Genomic DNA, 18313 nt, shown 5'->3' with positions numbered 1-18313 from the left:
CGCCGCCCCCCGCCGCTCCGAAAGCGGCTCCGAAGGCCGCTCCCAAGGGGCCGGCCCCCGCCCCGCAGGCCCCTGCAGCCGGCGCCCCCGCCGCAGCTGCTCCCCAGCCGCAGGAACAGCAGGTTCAGCTGATCTACGCGCCCTGGACCAAGTTCTGTCTCAAGGGGCAGGAAGCCGGCGCCAAGCAGGTTTGCTTCACCGGCAAGGACGGCCGCATCGAGTCGGGCCAGCCCGTGATTGCCGCCGTCATCATCGAGCCGGAAGGCGAGCCGAAAAAGCTGCTGCGCGTGACGCTGCCGCTCGGCATGCAACTCGTCCACGGAACCCGGATCATCGTCGATAGCAATGCGCCGCTGCAGGGCCCCTACGTCATCTGCTTCCAGAACGGCTGCATGTCCGACTACGAGGCGACCCCTGAGCTGATCGCCAGCCTGAAGAAGGGCCAGAATCTCGTTGTTCAGGCGATCAATTCCAACGGCGCGCCGCTGACGCTGCCGCTGCCGCTCGCCGGCGAATTCGCCAAGGCCTATGACGGTCCGCCGACCGATCCGAAGCAGTTCGAGGAAAATCAGAAGAAGCTGCAGGAAGAGCTGCAGAAGCGGGCTGAAGAGCAGCGCAAGAAGCTGGAGGGCGCCGCGCCGGGCGGTGCCAATCCGGCGGCGAAGTAACAGCCGCAACGGTTCGACAAACAAAAGGCGCCCCAACAGGCGCCTTTTTTATTGCGAGCCGTGATCCCTAGTTCGTTGCGGACAAGACGGCTAGTTCAGCGACGGATTGCGCGGGCGATAGCCGCCGGACTTGTCCTTCACGAAAATCTCGGCCACCTGCGAATGCCGGATCGGCTCGCCGGAATCGTCCGGCAACAGATTCTGCTCCGAGACATAGGCGACGTATTCGGACTCCGAATTTTCCGCGAGCAGATGATAGAACGGCTGATCCTTGTGAGGCCGAACCTCCTCGGGGATCGACAACCACCATTCCTCGGTATTGTTGAATTCCGGATCGATGTCGAAAATCACGCCCCGGAATGAAAACACCCTGTGGCGGACGATCTGCCCGATCTGAAATTTGGCGGTGCGCGCTTTGATCATGTCCCGTCGAATAGACCATGATTGTGGCCGATGCTAGGGGCAATAGAACGAGTTAACCTTTACGTATATTGGCCAATTCCGGCGCCATCCCCCCGAAATCACTGACGAAAAGACGCTTCCGAGATGGTCGATATCCTCAACCTTGCGCTTCCCTATTTTGGATTGATTTTTATCGGCTTCGCCTGCGGCAAGACCCGGGGGCTGCCGGAATCGGGCCTTAGCTGGATGAACTTCTTCCTGCTCTACGTCTCGCTGCCGGCATTGCTATTCCGGATCATGTCGGAGACGCCGTTTTCCGAACTGAACAATCCGCCATTCCTGATCGCAACAACGCTGGCGACCGTATCCGCCTTCGTGATTGCCATGGTGGCTGGCCGGATCGTCGGCGATCTCTCGTTGCGCAAGGCCACCATGGCGGGGCTTGCCGGCGCTTACGGCAATATCGGCTATATGGGTCCCGGACTGGCGCTGGCGGTACTTGGCGCCAAGGCGGCGGCGCCGACCGCGCTGATCTTCTGTTGCGACAGCATTTTCCTGTTCACGATCGTGCCGCTGCTGATGGCGCTGACCGATCGCGACCATCCATCGTTTCTGCACGCGATTGGCGTCGCCGCGCGACAGATCGTGCTCAATCCGCTGATCATGTCGGCGGCGGCGGGCGCGCTCACCGCGGCGTTGCACATCCGGTTACCGGTCGCCATCGACAGGACGCTGCTGTTTCTGCAGAACGCCGCCGCACCGACGGCGCTGTTCGTGCTGGGCGTGACCGTGGCGCTGCGGCCGTTCGACCGCGTGCCCTGGGAGGTACCGGGCGTGATCGCGATCAAGCTCCTGATCCATCCGCTGATCGTGTTCGCCCTGATGCTGCTGTTCGGCCCGTTCGCGCAGCCCTGGGCGGCGACCGCCGTCCTGATGGCGGCGCTGCCGCCGGCGCTGAACGTGTTCGTGATGGCCCGGCAGAACAACACCTGGATCGAGCCGGCGTCCGTCGCCGTCCTGATCGGGACCTTTGCCTCCGTGATCACGCTGACCAGCGTGATGTGGTTCATCCAGAGCGGACGGCTGGTGTTTCCGTAAAGCGTGGCGCGGAGATGCAAAATCGCGAAAACAACCCCATGCAAAGTAGCTTGGAGCAAGGTTCGCCGCCCTCACGCTGGTCTGGAGCTAGCTCACGCGCTTCCAGGTCGGCGCCAGTCCCTCGCGCATGGCCAGCCGCCGCAACGGACCGAACGAGCCAAGTAAATGCATGCCCACCGCACGAAGCGATTGCATCGGCAGGAAATCGCTGAGCAGCGAGCGGTTGGCGACGTCGATTGCAATCAGCCGGCTCGCCACATCGGCCCGGCGTGCGGACTGATAGCGCGTCAGCACGGCCGGTGATCCCGGATCCTCGCCGCGCGAGAGCGCATCGCCGGCGATGTCGGCGATATCGGCCGCATCACGCAATCCCATGTTGAGGCCCTGCGCGCCGATCGGTGGCACCACGTGGGCGGATTCGCCGACGAGCGCGACACGATGGCTGGCGAATAGCTCGGGACGCTCGATCGTCAGCGGAAACAGGTTGCGCCCGGCCTCGACCTCGACGCGGCCGAGAATGGAGTGCGACTGTTTTTCCGCGGCCTCCGATAGTTCGCCGTCGCTGAGCGACATCAGCCGCTCGGCTTCCCGGGTTGCCGCAACCCACACCACGCTGCAGCGGTTGCCGGGCAGGGGCACGAATACGCATGGGCCCTGCGCGGTATGAAACTCGGTAGAGATGCCGTGGTGCGGCCGCGAATGGGAGATGTTGAAGGTCAGCGCCGACTGATGCAGGTCGCGGCGGCTGACCGCGATGCCGGCCGCCTCGCGGGAGGGCGATTGCCGTCCGTCCGCGCCGATCACGAGGCGCGCGGCGAGCTGGTCGCTCTTGCCGGTGCTGATAGTAACGAGCTCATCCTGCGGGTCGATCGTTACAGCCTCGTCGTCAAACCGGGTCAGGTTCGAAAGCCCGGCGGCGCGTTCTTCCAGGGCAACCATCAGCGAGCGGTTGTCGATGTTGTAGCCGAACTGGTCGAGACCGATCTCGTCCGAGCTGAAGCGCACCTCCGGCGCCCGGATCAGCCGGCCGGTATCGTCGACGAGGCGCATGGTCCGCAGGGCAGCCGCCTTGTCGCGGCAGCGCGGCCAGACGTCGAGCCGCTCCAAAAGGTCGGTGGATGCTCCCAATAGTGCCGTGGTGCGGTTGTCGGCATAGGGCACGCGGCGGGCGAGTAGGGCGATCTTTGCGCCGGTTGCTGCCAGCGCGACGGCGGCGGTCAACCCAGCCGGTCCGCCGCCGATCACGGCGGCGTCATAAATTTGAGATGCGTCGTTCATATCAGGACAATTGACGTTCGGGCCGGCATTTTCAAGCCATCAACCGGCCGAAATGTTTCCGCCCAATCGCGCGGCGGAACGCCGCAAGCGCCGATATGCAAATCGGAGCGATTCCTGATAGCACTGCCGGAGCAATGGACCAGACCACAGAGCCAGATTCCACTCCTGCAACCAGCCGAATGCGGGCCGCTGCATTCGCCGTACACGTTTTCACGGCGCTGGGCGCGGGCATCGCGTTGCTTGCGATGCTGGAGGCCGTGCGCGAGCATTGGGCGAACATGTTCGGCTGGCTTGGCGTTGCCCTGATCATCGATGCCATCGACGGGCCGCTGGCGCGAAAACTGGATGTCGAGCGGCTGCAGCCGAACTGGTCGGGCGAGGTGCTGGATCTCGTCGTCGATTTCGTAACCTNACGTCTTCGTTCCGGCCTATGCGATTACGGCGAGCGGCCTGCTGTTGCCGGNTGCCGGCGCCGCTGCTCGGCATCGGCATCGTGGTGTCGAGCGCGCTTTATTTCGCGGATCGGCGCATGAAGGCGTCGGACAACCACTTCCGCGGTTTTCCGGCATTGTGGAACGCGGCGGCGTTTTATTTGTTCTTGCTGCATCCGCCGCCGATCCTGTCAACTCTCGGAATAGCCATCCTGATCGCCCTGACATTCGCCCCGTTTCACGTCCTGCATCCGGTCCGCGTGGTGCGTCTGCGCTGGCTGACCCTTTGGCTGGTCGCGGTCTGGGCCGTGCTTGCAATGTATACGATCGCCTATGACTTCGATGTCGGCGCGCCGATCGTCTTCGGGCTTTGCGCCATCGCCGCCTACATTGTGGGAAGCGACGCGGTGATCCGGCAAATAAAGTCGTTCAGAGCATGATGGAATTATTGACGAGCCCGGAAGCCTGGGCCGCACTGCTGACATTGACCGCGCTGGAAATCGTGCTCGGCATCGACAATGTCATCTTCATTTCGGTGATCGTATCACGCATCCCGCCCGAACAGGCGAAGCGCGCGCGCCAGATCGGCCTGTTGCTGGCGCTGGTGTTCCGCATCGTGCTGCTCAGCCTGTTGGTGTGGCTGATTGGTCTGACGGAGCCGATCATCACGGTCAAAAGCGTCGAGTTTTCATGGCGCGACATCATCCTGGTCGCCGGCGGCGCCTTCCTGATCGCGAAGGCGACGCACGAAATTCATGGCGAGGTCGAGGCGAGCCATGGCGAGCCCGGTGCCGAACCCAAAGCCAGCGTGTTCTTCTGGGCGATCATGCAGATCATCGTCATCGACATCGTGTTCTCGCTGGATTCGATCATCACCGCGATCGGTATGGCGCAGGATCTGGAGGTCATGATCGCGGCCGTCGTGATCGCCTGCTTCGTCATGTATGTCTCGTCGGGTCCGGTGGCCCGGTTCGTGGCCAATCACCCGACCACCAAGATGCTGGCCTTGGCCTTCCTGGTGCTGATCGGCGTGGCGCTGGTGGCGGATGGATTCAAATTCCATATTCCGCGCGGCTACATCTATTTCGCCATGTTGTTTGCAGCCGCGGTCGAAATGTTCAATGTGCTCGCCCGGCGCAACCGCAAGAAGGCTGCCAGGAGCCGGAGTTGACATCCGGCCGGCAATGGCTTTCGTTTTGCCTTCAGGTTGGGCGTTTGAGGGAATACCGAGGGAGAGGCTGTCATGACCAAGGCCGTGCGCGTGCACAAGGTAGGGGGTCCGGAAGCCCTGGTGTATGAAGATGTGGACGTGGCGGCGCCTGCAGCGGGCGAGGTACGCATCCGCCAGCACGCCGTCGGCCTGAACTTCATCGACGTCTATTTCCGTACCGGCCTCTACAAGGCGCCCGGCCTGCCGTTCATCGCCGGCAACGAGGCCGCCGGCGAGGTGCTGGCCGTCGGACCCGGCGTTACCAATTTTCACCCCGGCGATCGCGTAGCCTATTATTTCACGCTTGGCGGCTACGCCTCGGAGAGGGTGATCCCTGCGGACAAGCTGGTCAAGCTGCCCGACCACATCACCTACGAGCAGGGCGCGGTGCTCATGCTCAAGGGCCTGACGGTCTGGTACCTCCTGCACAAGACGTTCAAGGTCGAGCCGGGCCATCGCGTGCTGATCCACGCCGCCGCTGGCGGTATCGGCCTCCTAGCCTGCCAATGGGCGCGGGCGCTGGGCGCCCATGTGATCGGTACCGTCGGCTCCAAGGCCAAGGCCGATCTCGCGCTCGCCAATGGCTGCGATCACGTCATCCTCTATAACGAGGAGGACTTCGTCGCGCGGGTGAAGCAGATCAGCCGCAACGAGCTGTGCGACGTCGTCTATGACGGCGTCGGCAAGACCACCTTCCCGGGCTCGCTGTCGTGCCTGCGGCCACGCGGCCTGTTCGTCAGCTTTGGCAACGCCTCCGGCCCGGTGCCGCCGTTCCCGCTTGCCGAGCTCAACAATCACGGCTCGCTGTTTGCGACGCGGCCGAAGCTCAACGACTACGTCTCGACCCGCAAGGAGTTGCTCGAAGGCGCCGACACGCTGTTTGCCGCCGTCATCAACGGCAAACTGCATGTGCCGATCAACCATGCCTATGCGCTGAAGGATGCTGCCAAGGCGCATATCGAGCTGGAGAGCCGGGCGACGACGGGGGCTGCGATCCTGCGGCCGTAAGGCTCCGCCGTCATTGCGAGCGAAGCGAAGCAATCCACCTCTCCGCACGGGGATAGATGGATTGCTTCGTCGCTTCGCTCCTCGCAATGACGATGGTGGTCCCGCGAGGACTCGAACCTCGAACCTTCGCGTCCGCAACGCGGTGCTCTATCCAATTGAGCTACGGGACCATGCCATCATCGGCTGCGACCCTGCGGCTGTAGTTTCAGCCGTCATTGCGAGGAGCGAAGCGACGAAGCAATCCATCCTTCCGCTTGGGACAGTGTGGATTGCTTCGCTACGCTCGCAATGACGGTTGAGGTTACGCCACCCGACGTGCCGCACCTGCCTTCACCAGGATCGCGTCGAGGCAATCGATCATCAGCGATATCTCCTCACGCGTGACGTTGAGCGCCGGCATGAAGCGCAGCGCATCGGGTTGCGGCGAGTTGATGAGCACGCCGTCCGCGAAGGCTTCGGCCACGATCGACGCGCCGATCGGCAGTTTGAGATCGAGCGCCAACAGCAGGCCGCGGCCGCGCACCTCGCCAAGCCCATGCCGGGCAGACAGTTTTTGCAGCTCGCTTTCAAGAAACAATCCGGCGTCCGCCGCCGCTTTCAGGAATTCCGGCTTCGACACCTCCTCAAGCACGGCAAGTCCGGCCGCGCACATCAAGGGATTGCCGTTGAAGGTGCCGCCCTGGTCGCCGTGTTCGAAGCAGGAGGCATGTTCGGTAGCGAGCAGGGCGGCCAGCGGCACGCCGCCGCCGATGCCTTTGCCGAGCGTCATGATGTCGGGCTCGATGCCGGCGTGCTCGTAGTGGAAGAGCCTGCCGGTTCGGCCCATGCCGGTCTGAATCTCGTCGACGATCAGCAGCAGGCCGTGCTCCTTGGTCAGCGCCCGCAGTTCTTTCAGGAACTGATCGCTCGCCGGCCAGACGCCGGCTTCGCCCTGGATCGGCTCCAGCATCACGGCGACCGTGTTGTCCGAGATCAGCGCCTTCACTGAATCGAGGTCGTTGAGCTTGGCTTTGCGGAAGCCCGATACTTTCGGCTCGAACAGCGGCTCGAACGCCTTCTTGCCCGATGCGGACATCGTTGCGAGCGTGCGGCCGTGAAAGCCGCCTTCGAAGGTGATGATTTTGAACGCGCCGTTCTTGTATTTGGCGCCGTATTTCCGCGCGAGCTTGATGGCGCCCTCATTGGCTTCCGCGCCTGAATTGGCGAAGAAAACCCGATCGAAGCAGCTGTTCTCCACCAGCGCCTGCGCCAGCTTGAGGCTCGGACCGTTGTAGAAGGCGGGACTTGGCGTCAGCAGCCGGTTGGCCTGTGCGGCAAGCGCTTCCGCAACGGCGGGCGGCGAATGGCCGAGCGCATTGACGGCCCAACCCTGCACGAAGTCGAGATAGCGCTTGCGGGAGTCGTCCCAGAGATAGGAGCCCGCACCGCGGACGAACACCACCGACGGGCGAGCGGTAATCTCCATCAGCGCGTCGAACGGATGGGTGGCGTCAGTCATGTCGATCTCCTCTGGGTGGGTGGTGCTGGGGTGAAAGGTGGGCCGAAACGCAAGAAGGCCGCACTTTTGAGGGTGCGGCCTTCTCGAAAACTTGGCTGAAACTAGCTGATCAGCGTTGTCGTCGGACACGGCGCAACCCATCGTCGCTGGAGCGACGACGCAGGCAGGCGCGGCGGTTGGTCCGGTTCAGTTTCATGGCGATGGCCCATACAGCCTGATGGCAACGGATGTCAAGCGACTTGGAAGCCGAGTGCTCTACGGATTGTCGGGTTGGACGTCCGATTCATGCCAGAAGCGGTCACCATCAATCACCGCATACCACTCGTCCGTCTCCGGAATCCGATCGATTACGCCGACAAACAACAGATAGTCCCGTTCACCTTTGTCGTTGCCGTCATCGCAATAGAAGTCGAGCCGCATTCCGGGAACGGGCACGATCTTCTCAGCTTCCAAATCCCGGAAGGTGCCTTGGGTAAACGGATGCTTCGCGCCAGGGCCGCCACAGGGATAAAGATAGATTCGCGCCCCTGGTCGATATTCAGTCATCTGTTGCTGTGGCTCACCAGGTTGCAGCTCTCAAAATCCGGCGACGCTGCCGTGCAAATCGTATTGATCGGACCGCTCGATCTTCGCGGTGACGATCTCGCCGACTTTCAGCGGGCGTCGGCTGGAGAGATATACCGCGCCGTCGATCTGCGGCGCGTCAGCCTTTGAACGGCCTTTCGCGACCGTCGGGCCGACTTCGTCGATGATGATCTGCTGCCTGGTGCCGACCTTGCGCTTGAGGCGGCGGGCGGAGATTTTCTGCTGGCGCGCCATCAATGCGTTCCAGCGCTCCTGCTTGACCTCATCAGGCACGGCGTTGCCGATGGCGTTGGAAGCGGCACCCGCGACCGGCTCATACTTGAAGCAGCCGAGACGATCGATCTCGGCCTCTTCGAGCCAGTCGAGCAGATAGGCGAAGTCGGAATCGGTCTCGCCGGGGAAGCCGACGATGAAGGTCGAGCGCAGCGTCAAATCAGGGCACTCCTCGCGCCACTTCTTGATCCGCGCCAGCGTCTTTTCCTGCGCAGCGGGACGCTTCATGGCCCGCAGCACGTCCGGGCTTGCATGCTGAAAGGGAATATCGAGATAGGGCAGAATCTTGCCCTCGGTCATCAGGCCGATGACTTCGTCGACATGCGGGTAGGGGTAGACATACTGCAGCCGGACCCAGGCGCCGAGATCGCCGAGCTCTTTTGAGAGGTCGAAGAATTTGGCGCGGACCTGGCGGTCTTTCCACGGACTTTCCGCATACTTCACGTCGACGCCATAGGCCGAGGTGTCCTGCGAGATGACGAGCAATTCCTTGACGCCGGCTGCGACGAGCCGTTCCGCCTCGCGCAGCACGTCGTTGGCCGGGCGCGACACCAGATCGCCGCGCAGTTTCGGGATGATGCAGAAGCTGCAGCGGTTGTTGCAGCCTTCAGAAATCTTCAAATAGGCGTAGTGCCGCGGCGTCAGCTTGACGCCCTGTGGCGGCACCAGGTCGAGATGCGGATTATGCACCGGCGGCAGCGCCCGGTGCACGGCCTCCAGCACGCTCTCATATTGCTGGGGGCCCGTGATCGACAACACGCCGGGATAGGCCGCCTCGATCTGCTCGGGTTCGGCGCCCATGCAGCCGGTGACGATGACCTTGCCGTTCTCGGCCATGGCCTCGCCGATTGCCCCAAGCGATTCCTGCTTGGCGCTGTCGAGGAAGCCGCAGGTGTTGACGATGACGATATCGGCCCCGTCATGCTTGCGGGCCAATTCATAGCCTTCGGCGCGCAGCCGGGTGATAATGCGCTCGGAATCCACTAGCGCCTTGGGGCAGCCGAGGCTGGTAAAAGAAATACGCGGCGCTCTTTCCATGTAATCGGCTCGTCGATACGTCTGGATTGTTGAGGTGATATATCTAAACCATGGCTGTCGGGCGTGGATGTGCCCTCAGCCTAAGCGGTCTTCTGCAGGTGCTCGATGGTCTCAATTAGTCGTCGTCTCATGGCAATCGTATCGAACAAGAATTGCCCACCCCCAGGCCGATACATCGCGAGCATTTCGACAGTCTGTTGCACATAGTCATTGTCGGGAAAACCGTCGTCTAAGGCGACCTCGATCTTGTTCGCGGCACAGATTGAGCAGTCCGTACCGGACACAAATCGCTGGATCAGCCGCTCAATTTCTGAGTCCATCGCCATTTTCAGAACTCATGACCTGTGTCATTTTTCTTTGGGAGTGAGTGGACGGTTCAAAAGTTTACATTCGTTGTCTCAGGAGCACCCAAGCGAAACAAAGCTGATCTTGGGCGCTGCGGCCTGTTGCATATCTCTAAATCTGCCTGATGGATGGGCACGAACTAGTCCCAATTACTCACAATTACAAGGCTTTGCGCGACGGTCTTCCGTGCTATGGAAGCCCTGCCGGGTTAAAGGTTGACCGATGAGCGCTGAGTCGTCGCCGAAAATCGTGATTGTCGACGAAAGCCCGATCCGGGCCGCAATCCTGGAAGAGGGGTTGCGGGAGGCGGGCTTTACCGGCGTCGTGCATATCAGCGAAATGCAGAGCCTTTTGGCCCGAATCTATGCGCTCGACCCCGACGTCATCCTGATCGATCTGGAAAATCCCAGCCGCGACGTTCTGGAACAGATGTTCCAGGTCAGCCGCGCGGTGCGGCGGCCGATCGCCATGTTCGTCGACCAGAGCGATGCGGCCTCGATCCAGGCCTCCGTCGACGCCGGCGTTTCCGCCTATATCGTGGACGGTCTGAAAAAGGAGCGGATCAAGCCGATCCTCGACCTCTGTATCTCGCGCTTCAACGCCTTCTCCAAGCTGCAGGACGAACTCGACCGCACCAAGTCCGCGCTCGAGGAGCGCAAGGTGATCGACCGCGCCAAGGGAATCCTGATGAAGGTGAAGGGCCTCACCGAAGACGAGGCCTATGTGCTGATGCGCTCGACTGCGATGCGCGAGAAAAAGAAGATCGGCGAGATCGCGCAGTCGATCCTGACCGCGTCGGAGCTGTTGAAATGAAAACACCGCTGCATATCGGCTTCATTCCGCTGGTCGATGCGGCCGCGCTGATCATCGCCGTCGACAAGGGTTTTACCGCCGCCGAGGGGCTCGACGTTACCCTGGTGCGGGAAGTGTCGTGGTCCAATGTCCGCGACAAGCTCAATATCGGCATGTTCGACGCGGCGCATCTGCTGGCGCCGGTGGCTATCGCCTCGAGCCTCGGGCTTGGCCACGTCAGGGTGCCGATCGTGGCGCCGTTCAATCTGGGCCTCAATGGCAATGCGATCACGGTGTCGCCGGGGCTGCATGCCGCGATCATGGGCGAGATCGACGGCGACGCCCTCGATCCCATGGCTACCGCGCTGGCGCTCGCACGTGTGGTGGCTGCCCGGCGCAAGAGCGGCGCGGAACCGCTGACGTTCGGCATGACGTTTCCGTTCTCCACCCACAATTACCAGCTCCGGTTCTGGATGGCGGCAGGCGGGGTCGATCCTGACGAGGATGTTCGCCTGGTCGTGCTGCCGCCGCCCTACATGGTGGACAGCCTCGCCAATGGCCATGTCGATGCGTTCTGCGTCGGCGCGCCCTGGAACTCGGTCGCGGTCGATCTCGGCGTCGGCCACATCCTGCATTTCGTCTCAGATATCCTCGTGCGCGCGGCAGAAAAGGTTCTCGCGGTCAGGGAAAAGTGGGCGGAAAAGAATTCCGAGGTGCTCGCCGCCCTGATCCGGGCGGCCGCCCATGCCGCCGAATACATCGAGGATCCCGGAAACCGCGCCGAGGCGGCCCATGTGCTGGCGCGGCCCGACCGGCTCGGCGTCGGTGCCGAGGTGATCCAACGGACCCTCGACGGCCGGTTGAAGATTTCGCCCGACGGCCAGTGGCGCGAGAGCGGCCGCTATCTGCTGGTCGGGCGCGAGGGGGCAGGCCGGCCCGATCCGGCGCAGGCCGCCTGGCTCTACGCCCAGATGGTGCGCTGGGGACAGACGGCGATGCGTCCCGAGGCGCTGCGGACCGCCATGGAGGTCTTCAGGCCGGAGCTCTATGACGCCGCCATGGGGCATCAGGGTAAGGCCTCCGCCGTTTCCGACGCCATCGGTGCCTTCGCCGGTCCCGCGTTTGATCCCGGCGACATCGCCGGGCATCTGGCGGCTTTCAAGATTGGGCATTGGCGGCCCTGAGCCGATCGGCTGAAGCAATATTGGGCAGAATCTCGCGTTGGCTGGTTTTTGAGCAATATGCCCGCGAGACAACAATGAAGCTTGCTTCATAGTTTCGAGGCTACCCTCGGAACAGACTGAAATTCCACGAAATTTTCTGCGAATCCGTCTGGCACGCAACTTGTATGGTGCAGTGCGGTCGGTTCGTCGTGGATGCTTGCCGACCACGTCCAAGATGGATTTCCGCAGCAACGAGGCTGGTCCGGACCGCATGTCAGAATCAAAGCCCGGCGCGACGCCGAGCCGATTTTTAGGGCGGTCCATCCCCATTCGTTGACGCCACCGATCGTGGCCGCAGGAGTTTCGTCGCGCATGAAAATCGAAACACTCACAGTCGACTTTACCGACGAACAGAAGCGCTATCTCGAAGGCTTTACCACCGGCCTGCAGATCAGCCGGGTCGGGCGCGGCCTGGGCGGCAACGCGGGCAAGGCGAACGCCGAACCGACCGGCCCGGATGCGGCGCACATCAAGGCGCAGGACAAGATCACGGCCTCTGGCAAGAAACTCGCTGACCAGGAGAAATTCAAGCGCGAGGAGCATCCGTTCGATGCCTATCCGCGGCTGAAGCAGCAGGCGCTCGACAATGCGCCGCCCAATCCTGCGGACAATTTCCGCTGGCGCTATTACGGGCTGTTCTACGTCGCGCCGGCGCAGGATTCCTACATGTGCCGCCTAAGGATTCCGAACGGCATCCTGAAGCACTGGCAGTTTGCGGGATTGGCGGATCTCGCCGAGCGGCTGTGCGGGCCGTTCTGCCACGTCACCACGCGGGCGAATTTGCAGGTGCGGGAAATCCCGCCCAAGCATGCGGTAGCGCTGATCGAGGGCATCCAGGACCTCGGCCTCTGTTCGCGCGGCACCGGCGCGGACAACATCCGCAACGTCACGGGCACGCCGACGGCAGGCATCGACCCGCAGGAGTTGCTCGACACCCGCGAATATGCCCGCGAGTGGCACTATCACATCCTCAACGACCGCTCGCTCTACGGCCTGCCGCGCAAGTTCAACGTCGCCTTCGACGGCGCCGGCAAGATCGCCGTGCTGGAAGAGACCAACGATATCGCGTTCACGGCGGTCGAGGTGAGGGACGGGTTTGGCGCCGAGCCCGGCATCTGGTTTCGTCTGGGGATCGGCGGCATCACCGGTCACAAGGATTTTGCGAAATACACCGACATCATCGTCAAGCCGGCCGACGCGACCAAAGTGGCCGATGCCATCGTGCGCATCTTCATCGATCTCGGCGACCGCACCAACCGCAACAAGGCGCGGCTGAAATACGTGCTTGACGGGATGGGGCACGACAAATTCCTCAAGCTCGTCGAAGAGCGGCTCGGCTACGCCTTCAACCGCGTGCCGCCGGATGCGCTCGTGCCGCGACCGGCCTTCGACCGCATGGCGCATATCGGCGTGCACAGGCAGAAGCAGGAGGGGCTGAACTGGATCGGCGTCTCGCTGCCGCTCGGCAAGGTCACCTGCGAGCAGATGCGGGGGCTGGCCAAAATCGCGCAGGATTTCGGCGATGGAGATATTCGGCTGACCGTATGGCAGAACTTGCTGATCCCGGGCGTCCGCGACGAGAACATTGAGGTTGCGATCGCCGCCATCCGCAAGATCGGGCTTGCGGTCGAGGCCTCGCAAATCCGCGCCGGACTGATCGCCTGTACCGGCAATGCCGGTTGCCGGTTTGCCGCATCGAACACCAAGCGCCATGCCGCCGAGATCGGCGACTGGTGCGAGCCGCGCGTCAACATCGAGACGCCGATCAACATCCACGTCACCGGCTGCCATCATTCCTGCGCGCAGCACTACATCAGCGATATCGGCCTGATCGCGGCGAAAGTGGATGTCGGCGAGGATGTCGATCCCGTCGAGGGCTATCATCTCTTCACCGGCGGCGGCTTTGGCCCCGATGCCGATGTCGGGCAGGAGGTCTATCACGACCTCAAGGCCGAGGATGCGCCGAAGACGGTCGAACGACTGCTGAAAGCCTATCTCGCCCATCGCGCATCACCCGATGAAACGTTCCTGACCTTTGCGCGCCGCCATGACGGCGAGACGCTGCGCAGGCTGGCCGATGCCGAGGTGTCGTCATGAACCAGATCACGCCTGCGCCCAAGATCGAGATCATTCCCTCGAGCGCGCCATTCTCCGAAGCGCAGCGCTCATGGCTGAACGGGTTCTTTGCCGGACTTCTGTCGGATGCGACGCCGTTGTCGGCCGAACAGGGCGCTGCCGTCATGCAGGGGGCCGGTGACGGCGATGACGGCGAAGCGCCGTGGCACGACCAGACCATGCCGATGGGCGATCGCATGAAGCTAGCGGAAGGCCGCCCGTTGCGGCGGCGGATGATGGCGGCGATGGCGCAGCAGGATTGCGGCCAGTGCGGCTACGACTGCCACAACTATTCCGAAGCAATTGCGAACAAGAGCGAAGCGCGGCTCAATCTCTGCGTCCCCGGCGGCAAGGAAACCGCGCGGATGCTGAAGTCGCTGTATGAGGAATTGGACAAGGCGCCGGCAGCGCCCTCATCGGCGCCGGCCGCGGCTGCGGCGGCGGTCGTTGCGGAGCCTGGACGCTCGCGTGACAATCCCGCGACGGCAAAATTCCTGTCGCGGCGATTGCTCAATGGCAAGGGCTCGGAAAAGGAAACCTGGCATATCGAGTTCGATCTCTCCGGATGCGGCCTCGACTATGTCGTCGGCGATTCCTTCGGCATCTTTGCGCGCAACGATCTCGGCCTGGTCGACCAGATCATCGCGCTGCTCGGCGCTTCCCATACCACGGAGGTGAGGGGAAAGACGCTGCGGGAAGTATTGCTCGACGACGTCTCGCTATCTCCTGCGCCGGATTCGCTGTTCGAACTGATCTCGTATCTGACCGGCGGCGCGCTGCGCGAGAAAGCCCGCGCATTGGCGCAGGGCGAGGATCCCGATGGCGATGCGGCAACCCTCGACGTGATGGCGGTGTTGCAGAAATTCTCCCGCGTCCGCCCGCATCCCGAAGCCTTTGTCGAAGCGCTGGAGCCGCTGCAGCCGCGGCTCTATTCGATCTCCTCGTCGCACAACGCCACGCCCGGAAGGCTGTCGCTGACGGTGGACTGCGTGCGCTACGTCATCAACAAGCGCCGGCGGCTCGGACTGGCCTCGACCTTCCTTGCCGAGCGCATCAATCCCGGCGACGAGCTCAAGGTCTACGTACAGAAGGCGCACGGCTTTGCGCTGCCGCAGGATCCCAAAACGCCGATCATCATGGTCGGACCCGGCACGGGCATCGCGCCGTTCCGTGCCTTCCTGCTCGATCGCCGCTCAACCGGCGCGCCCGGCAAGAACTGGTTGTTCTTCGGCCACCAGCGCAGCGATTGCGATTTCTTCTATGCCGACGAACTCAACGGGATGAAGACGGCCGGCCTGCTGACGCGCTTGTCGCTGGCGTGGTCGCGCGACGGCGACAAGAAATTCTATGTCCAGGATCGCATGCGGGAGGTCGGCCGCGAGGTGTGGACGTGGCTTGCCGAAGGCGCCCATGTCTACATCTGCGGCGACGCCAAGCGGATGGCCAAGGATGTCGAGCGCGCACTGGTCGATATCGTCGCCCAATTCGGCGCCCGGACCACCGACGAGGCCATCAGCTTTGTCGGCGAACTGAAGAAAAACGGCCGGTTCCAGCAGGACGTTTACTAAATCCGGGTTCCAACCGGCTCAAATCGGCCGCGAATAATATTCTCGCTCTGATCGGGGGGAGAGGAATTTTCCCCTCGAAATGGTGCGCTCAGAAGCGTCCATATCGCTATTTCCGCGGACATCTTGCATCGGAGCACGATCGATATTCCATATGCACTCCATGCTGCGTTGGAGATCGACAATGCGCGAACTATCGGCGGAAGCCCGCCTGCACCTTTACGCACGCTCGGTGTCCCGCCGTTCCGGTACCGGCTTTCATACCGCCGCGCTCTACAGCGCGTTCGCGCTCATTGCCGCCATCGTGTTCGGCACGCTGTCGGTTCACCCGTTCTAAGATTATCCGCGGGAATGGCGAGCCCGCTTCGCTTTGCCAACCCTACGTTTCTTTCTAGATGGCGCGGACTGACAACGCGCAGCCAGCCATAGCCGGATAGATGCGAGTTGGACGAAGGCAAGGTAGTTGGGCGAGCCTGTCGTAGCGCGTCGCCACCCGACGACACTGTTTGATCCTGTTGAAGAGCCGCTCGACCTGGTTGCGAGCGCGGTAGAGATAAGGACTAAAGCAAATCGGATCGTTGGGATTGCTTTTCGGCGGGGATATTGGCCCAAGCGCCCTTCTTCATGGCGAGCTCTCTTATCCAGTCGGCGTCATAGCCACGGTCAGCAAGCAGCGTTGACCCGGACTTCAGACGAGAGAGCAGTTTTCCGACAAGTCGAACGTCGTGCACCTCGCCGCGGCTCAACGCCAGCCGTACCGGCAGACCATTGCTATCGACCACCGCGTGAATTTTGCTGGTCAAGCCACCGCGTGACCTTCCCATCGATTGGCGCTGGTTCCTTGTGATGCAGGCCCCATGCTGATGCACGCGGACAACGGAGGTATCGATCATCTGGACAGCGGCATCTGGGCACCGGCAAGTGCCTCGATGATGCGGCTCCAGACACCAGCCCACCGCCACCGAACAAATCGGTTGTAGCAGGTGGTGTACGGACCAAACGCCTCGGGCACGCCAAGGCGCTCCGGAGCGCAAGATCCAGAAGATGCCATTGAGTACACGGCGGTCATTAACCCGTGGAATGCCACGCGGCTTGTTCGGCAGCATGGGCTTGATGGCAGCCCACTCCCCGTCGGTGAGTTCGTATTGCACGATTCGAGCCTCCAGTTCGGGAGTTTGAATCACGGCGGTCTGTCCAGACGCAACGCTTCCGGGCAGGCCCCGGTTGGACGCTTACGGAGTAGAAGGGGACCGACAATTTCCGCTGAAACCGTGCCAATGGAGACCTTCTTGCCTTTGCGTTCGGTGCTATGATTGGGGCACCAACGGCAGTGCAACATCTGGGTTTGGGGGGCCTATTGGCGCCTAGAAGAGAGCCGGGACTTCAACGCGAACCTCTCGTCAGCGAGCCAGCCCTGGAACGTGCCGAGCGCTTGGCCAATCTACTGGCCTCCATAGTTGAATCTAGCGACGACGTGATCGTTAGCAAAAATCTGGACGGCATTATTACAAGCTGGAACAAGGCGGCCGAGCGCATCTTCGGCTATTTGGCCGCCGAGGCGATCGGCCAGCCTATTACACTTGTGATCCCGGAGGACCGACAAAGCGAAGAACGCGAGATTTTAACCCGCATCCGACGAGGTGAGCGCCTCGACCATTTTGAGACTGTTCGGCGACGTAGGGATGGTAGCTCAATCGTCGTTTCGCTGACCGTTTCTCCCGTCAAAGATGCCCACGGCAACATCATTGGCGCATCAAAGATTGCTAGAGATATTACCGAGCACAAGCGAACTCAGGAGCAGATTAGCATTCTGGCTCGCGAGGCGGAGCACCGAAGCAAGAACATCCTCGCGAACGTACAGGCAATCATCAATCTTTCTCAGTCCGACACCTCCGAGCGCCTCAAGGAAGTGATCAGCGGGCGCATCCAAGCGATGGCAAATGTTCACTCGCTGTTTGTTGAAACGCGGTGGATAGGAGCCGAACTCTCGGCGATCGCCAAGCAGGAGCTCGCCCCTTATCTCCAAGAACGCCACGAAAAGCGGATTGTGATGGAGGGTCTGCAAATCGTATTAGAACCCACCGCTGCGCAGGCGATTGCTGTGGTTTTGCATGAATTAGCGACCAACGCTGCCAAATATGGAGCGCTATCTAACGCGAAAGGCCGGATTGGATTGGCGTGGTCGCGCACCGAGGATGGACAGCTAATGCTCCGCTGGACCGAATTGGGCGGTCCGAGGGTAAATGCGCCCGAACGCAAGGGCTTTGGTAGTCGCCTCATCGAAGGAACGATCAGCCCACTTGGTGGCAAGGTGCTCTTTGACTGGCGCGCGGAAGGGCTAGTTTGCGAAATCGCCGTTCCGACGTAAATCCCAATCGAGGTTGGCTTCGCTGCTCTCAGCCGGCAACTTCTCCTCATGGCCGATACTGTTGCAAAAGTCGAAAATCGATCAGCCTCGGAAATCTCGCGATGTTTAATTTTTAGACGTCGCTACCGCTGCAACGCTCTGTAGCGGTGCTACGGAGGTCCGTGATCGTTTTGTGTAAAAGGAGACGGTCCCTCACATCGCCGAATGCGGAACGCATGAGCAGTCCTAAAAAATTTCGATCGTCAGTCAAAAAGGACTTTATCAACACTATCGGCCCTCAACGGACATGCGGAGCGGGCCGGACGATGTCCGCCTTCGGGAGCAAAGCAGAAGTGGCCGTAAGTCTGCGCGATGTCGCATTTTGACCGATACCGTTGAAGAAGTCGGTCCGCGACCGCGGGCGCCCCCAATGCAGT

The 18313-nt window shown here is 61.9% G+C and carries 17 protein-coding genes, 1 tRNA gene and 2 pseudogenes; 12 read left to right on the top strand and 8 right to left on the bottom strand.

Annotated elements, in window-relative coordinates; genetic code table 11:
* Positions 1-668 (top strand): invasion associated locus B family protein (locus CQ14_RS17340; RefSeq protein WP_063800374.1); only part of this gene is annotated, 668 nt, incomplete at its 5' end.
* 90 nt (positions 669-758) lie between these two features.
* Here the strand turns inward: CQ14_RS17340 and hspQ are convergent.
* Complete coding sequence (gene hspQ, locus CQ14_RS17335) at positions 759-1091, bottom strand: heat shock protein HspQ (protein ID WP_027537766.1); 333 nt, start codon at positions 1089-1091, stop codon at positions 759-761.
* Between the two features lie 123 nt (positions 1092-1214).
* Between hspQ and CQ14_RS17330 the strand changes: the two genes are divergently transcribed.
* Positions 1215-2168 carry an AEC family transporter gene (locus CQ14_RS17330; RefSeq protein WP_057859069.1) on the top strand — a complete coding sequence of 318 codons (954 nt, stop codon included), beginning with the start codon at positions 1215-1217 and terminating at the stop codon, positions 2166-2168.
* Positions 2169-2255: 87 nt separating this feature from the next.
* On the opposite strand, the gene CQ14_RS17325 is transcribed toward CQ14_RS17330, so the two are convergent.
* Positions 2256-3446 carry a UbiH/UbiF family hydroxylase gene (locus CQ14_RS17325; protein ID WP_057859068.1) on the bottom strand — a complete coding sequence of 397 codons (1191 nt, stop codon included), beginning with the start codon at positions 3444-3446 and terminating at the stop codon, positions 2256-2258.
* A gap of 134 nt (positions 3447-3580) precedes the next feature.
* Between CQ14_RS17325 and CQ14_RS46390 the strand changes: the two are divergent.
* The 4 genes and pseudogenes from CQ14_RS46390 to CQ14_RS17310 all read left to right on the top strand — a co-directional run.
* A pseudogene (locus CQ14_RS46390) lies at positions 3581-3857 on the top strand (phosphatidylcholine synthase); the annotation flags it as partial.
* Positions 3858-3910: 53 nt separating this feature from the next.
* Positions 3911-4317: pseudogene (locus tag CQ14_RS46385) on the top strand (CDP-alcohol phosphatidyltransferase family protein); the annotation flags it as partial.
* On the top strand, positions 4314-5048 hold the full coding sequence (locus tag CQ14_RS17315; protein ID WP_057859067.1) for a TerC family protein: 735 nt from the start codon (positions 4314-4316) through the stop codon (positions 5046-5048). The pseudogene CQ14_RS46385 and the gene CQ14_RS17315, both read left to right, overlap by 4 nt.
* A 72-nt stretch (positions 5049-5120) precedes the next feature.
* A complete protein-coding gene (locus CQ14_RS17310) occupies positions 5121-6095 on the top strand; it encodes a quinone oxidoreductase family protein (RefSeq protein ID WP_057859066.1) in 975 nt (324 codons plus the stop codon).
* Positions 6096-6188: 93 nt separating this feature from the next.
* Here the strand turns inward: CQ14_RS17310 and CQ14_RS17305 are convergent.
* From CQ14_RS17305 to CQ14_RS17285, 5 genes are all read right to left on the bottom strand, one after another.
* Positions 6189-6265, bottom strand: a tRNA-Arg gene (locus tag CQ14_RS17305).
* 131 nt (positions 6266-6396) lie between these two features.
* Complete coding sequence (locus tag CQ14_RS17300; RefSeq protein WP_057859065.1) at positions 6397-7593, bottom strand: acetylornithine transaminase; 1197 nt, start codon at positions 7591-7593, stop codon at positions 6397-6399.
* A gap of 255 nt (positions 7594-7848) precedes the next feature.
* On the bottom strand, positions 7849-8139 hold the full coding sequence (locus CQ14_RS17295) for a hypothetical protein (RefSeq protein WP_057859064.1): 291 nt from the start codon (positions 8137-8139) through the stop codon (positions 7849-7851).
* Between the two features lie 30 nt (positions 8140-8169).
* A complete protein-coding gene (gene rimO, locus CQ14_RS17290) occupies positions 8170-9489 on the bottom strand; it encodes a 30S ribosomal protein S12 methylthiotransferase RimO (RefSeq protein WP_057859063.1) in 1320 nt (439 codons plus the stop codon).
* 80 nt (positions 9490-9569) lie between these two features.
* Entirely contained in the window at positions 9570-9815 is a 246-nt protein-coding gene (locus tag CQ14_RS17285) for a hypothetical protein (protein WP_057859062.1), read from the bottom strand.
* A 241-nt stretch (positions 9816-10056) separates the two neighbouring features.
* Here CQ14_RS17285 and CQ14_RS17280 point away from each other — a divergent pair, with 241 nt between their 5' ends.
* The 5 genes from CQ14_RS17280 (at position 10057) to CQ14_RS43630 (ending at position 15866) form a co-directional block, all read left to right on the top strand.
* Complete coding sequence (locus CQ14_RS17280) at positions 10057-10647, top strand: ANTAR domain-containing response regulator (protein WP_057852587.1); 591 nt, start codon at positions 10057-10059, stop codon at positions 10645-10647.
* Complete coding sequence (locus CQ14_RS17275; RefSeq protein WP_057859061.1) at positions 10644-11810, top strand: CmpA/NrtA family ABC transporter substrate-binding protein; 1167 nt, start codon at positions 10644-10646, stop codon at positions 11808-11810. Before CQ14_RS17280 ends, CQ14_RS17275 begins: the two co-directional genes overlap by 4 nt.
* Positions 11811-12161: 351 nt before the next feature.
* Positions 12162-13946, top strand: a complete 1785-nt coding sequence (locus tag CQ14_RS17270) for a NirA family protein (RefSeq protein ID WP_057859093.1) — start codon at positions 12162-12164, stop codon at positions 13944-13946.
* Entirely contained in the window at positions 13943-15532 is a 1590-nt protein-coding gene (locus CQ14_RS17265; protein WP_057859060.1) for a sulfite reductase subunit alpha, read from the top strand. Before CQ14_RS17270 ends, CQ14_RS17265 begins: the two co-directional genes overlap by 4 nt.
* A 181-nt stretch (positions 15533-15713) precedes the next feature.
* Positions 15714-15866 carry a hypothetical protein gene (locus tag CQ14_RS43630; protein ID WP_176721835.1) on the top strand — a complete coding sequence of 51 codons (153 nt, stop codon included), beginning with the start codon at positions 15714-15716 and terminating at the stop codon, positions 15864-15866.
* A 223-nt stretch (positions 15867-16089) separates the two neighbouring features.
* Here the strand turns inward: CQ14_RS43630 and CQ14_RS42305 are convergent, their stop codons facing one another.
* Positions 16090-16680 (bottom strand): IS5 family transposase, encoded by a 591-nt coding sequence (locus tag CQ14_RS42305; protein WP_245320390.1) that lies wholly within the window; start codon positions 16678-16680, stop codon positions 16090-16092.
* 281 nt (positions 16681-16961) lie between these two features.
* Between CQ14_RS42305 and CQ14_RS17255 the strand changes: the two genes are divergently transcribed.
* Positions 16962-17897 carry a PAS domain S-box protein gene (locus tag CQ14_RS17255; RefSeq protein WP_245320389.1) on the top strand — a complete coding sequence of 312 codons (936 nt, stop codon included), beginning with the start codon at positions 16962-16964 and terminating at the stop codon, positions 17895-17897.
* The last annotated feature ends 416 nt before the right edge of the window (positions 17898-18313 follow it).

Source organism: Bradyrhizobium lablabi, assembly GCF_001440475.1.
GTDB lineage: Bacteria > Pseudomonadota > Alphaproteobacteria > Rhizobiales > Xanthobacteraceae > Bradyrhizobium > Bradyrhizobium lablabi.
The sequence above is the reverse complement of the archived record's forward strand: the minus strand, read 5'-3'. Positions and strand labels throughout refer to the sequence as shown.

Coding starts and splice junctions, on each gene's coding strand:
- hspQ (WP_027537766.1), bottom strand. CDS start 1,091: ATGATCAAAGCGCGCACCGCCAAATTTCAGATCGGGCAGATCGTCCGC.
- CQ14_RS17330 (WP_057859069.1), top strand. CDS start 1,215: ATGGTCGATATCCTCAACCTTGCGCTTCCCTATTTTGGATTGATTTTT.
- CQ14_RS17325 (WP_057859068.1), bottom strand. CDS start 3,446: ATGAACGACGCATCTCAAATTTATGACGCCGCCGTGATCGGCGGCGGA.
- CQ14_RS17315 (WP_057859067.1), top strand. CDS start 4,314: ATGATGGAATTATTGACGAGCCCGGAAGCCTGGGCCGCACTGCTGACA.
- CQ14_RS17310 (WP_057859066.1), top strand. CDS start 5,121: ATGACCAAGGCCGTGCGCGTGCACAAGGTAGGGGGTCCGGAAGCCCTG.
- CQ14_RS17300 (WP_057859065.1), bottom strand. CDS start 7,593: ATGACTGACGCCACCCATCCGTTCGACGCGCTGATGGAGATTACCGCT.
- CQ14_RS17295 (WP_057859064.1), bottom strand. CDS start 8,139: ATGACTGAATATCGACCAGGGGCGCGAATCTATCTTTATCCCTGTGGC.
- rimO (WP_057859063.1), bottom strand. CDS start 9,489: ATGGAAAGAGCGCCGCGTATTTCTTTTACCAGCCTCGGCTGCCCCAAG.
- CQ14_RS17285 (WP_057859062.1), bottom strand. CDS start 9,815: ATGGCGATGGACTCAGAAATTGAGCGGCTGATCCAGCGATTTGTGTCC.
- CQ14_RS17280 (WP_057852587.1), top strand. CDS start 10,057: ATGAGCGCTGAGTCGTCGCCGAAAATCGTGATTGTCGACGAAAGCCCG.
- CQ14_RS17275 (WP_057859061.1), top strand. CDS start 10,644: ATGAAAACACCGCTGCATATCGGCTTCATTCCGCTGGTCGATGCGGCC.
- CQ14_RS17270 (WP_057859093.1), top strand. CDS start 12,162: ATGAAAATCGAAACACTCACAGTCGACTTTACCGACGAACAGAAGCGC.
- CQ14_RS17265 (WP_057859060.1), top strand. CDS start 13,943: ATGAACCAGATCACGCCTGCGCCCAAGATCGAGATCATTCCCTCGAGC.
- CQ14_RS43630 (WP_176721835.1), top strand. CDS start 15,714: ATGCGCGAACTATCGGCGGAAGCCCGCCTGCACCTTTACGCACGCTCG.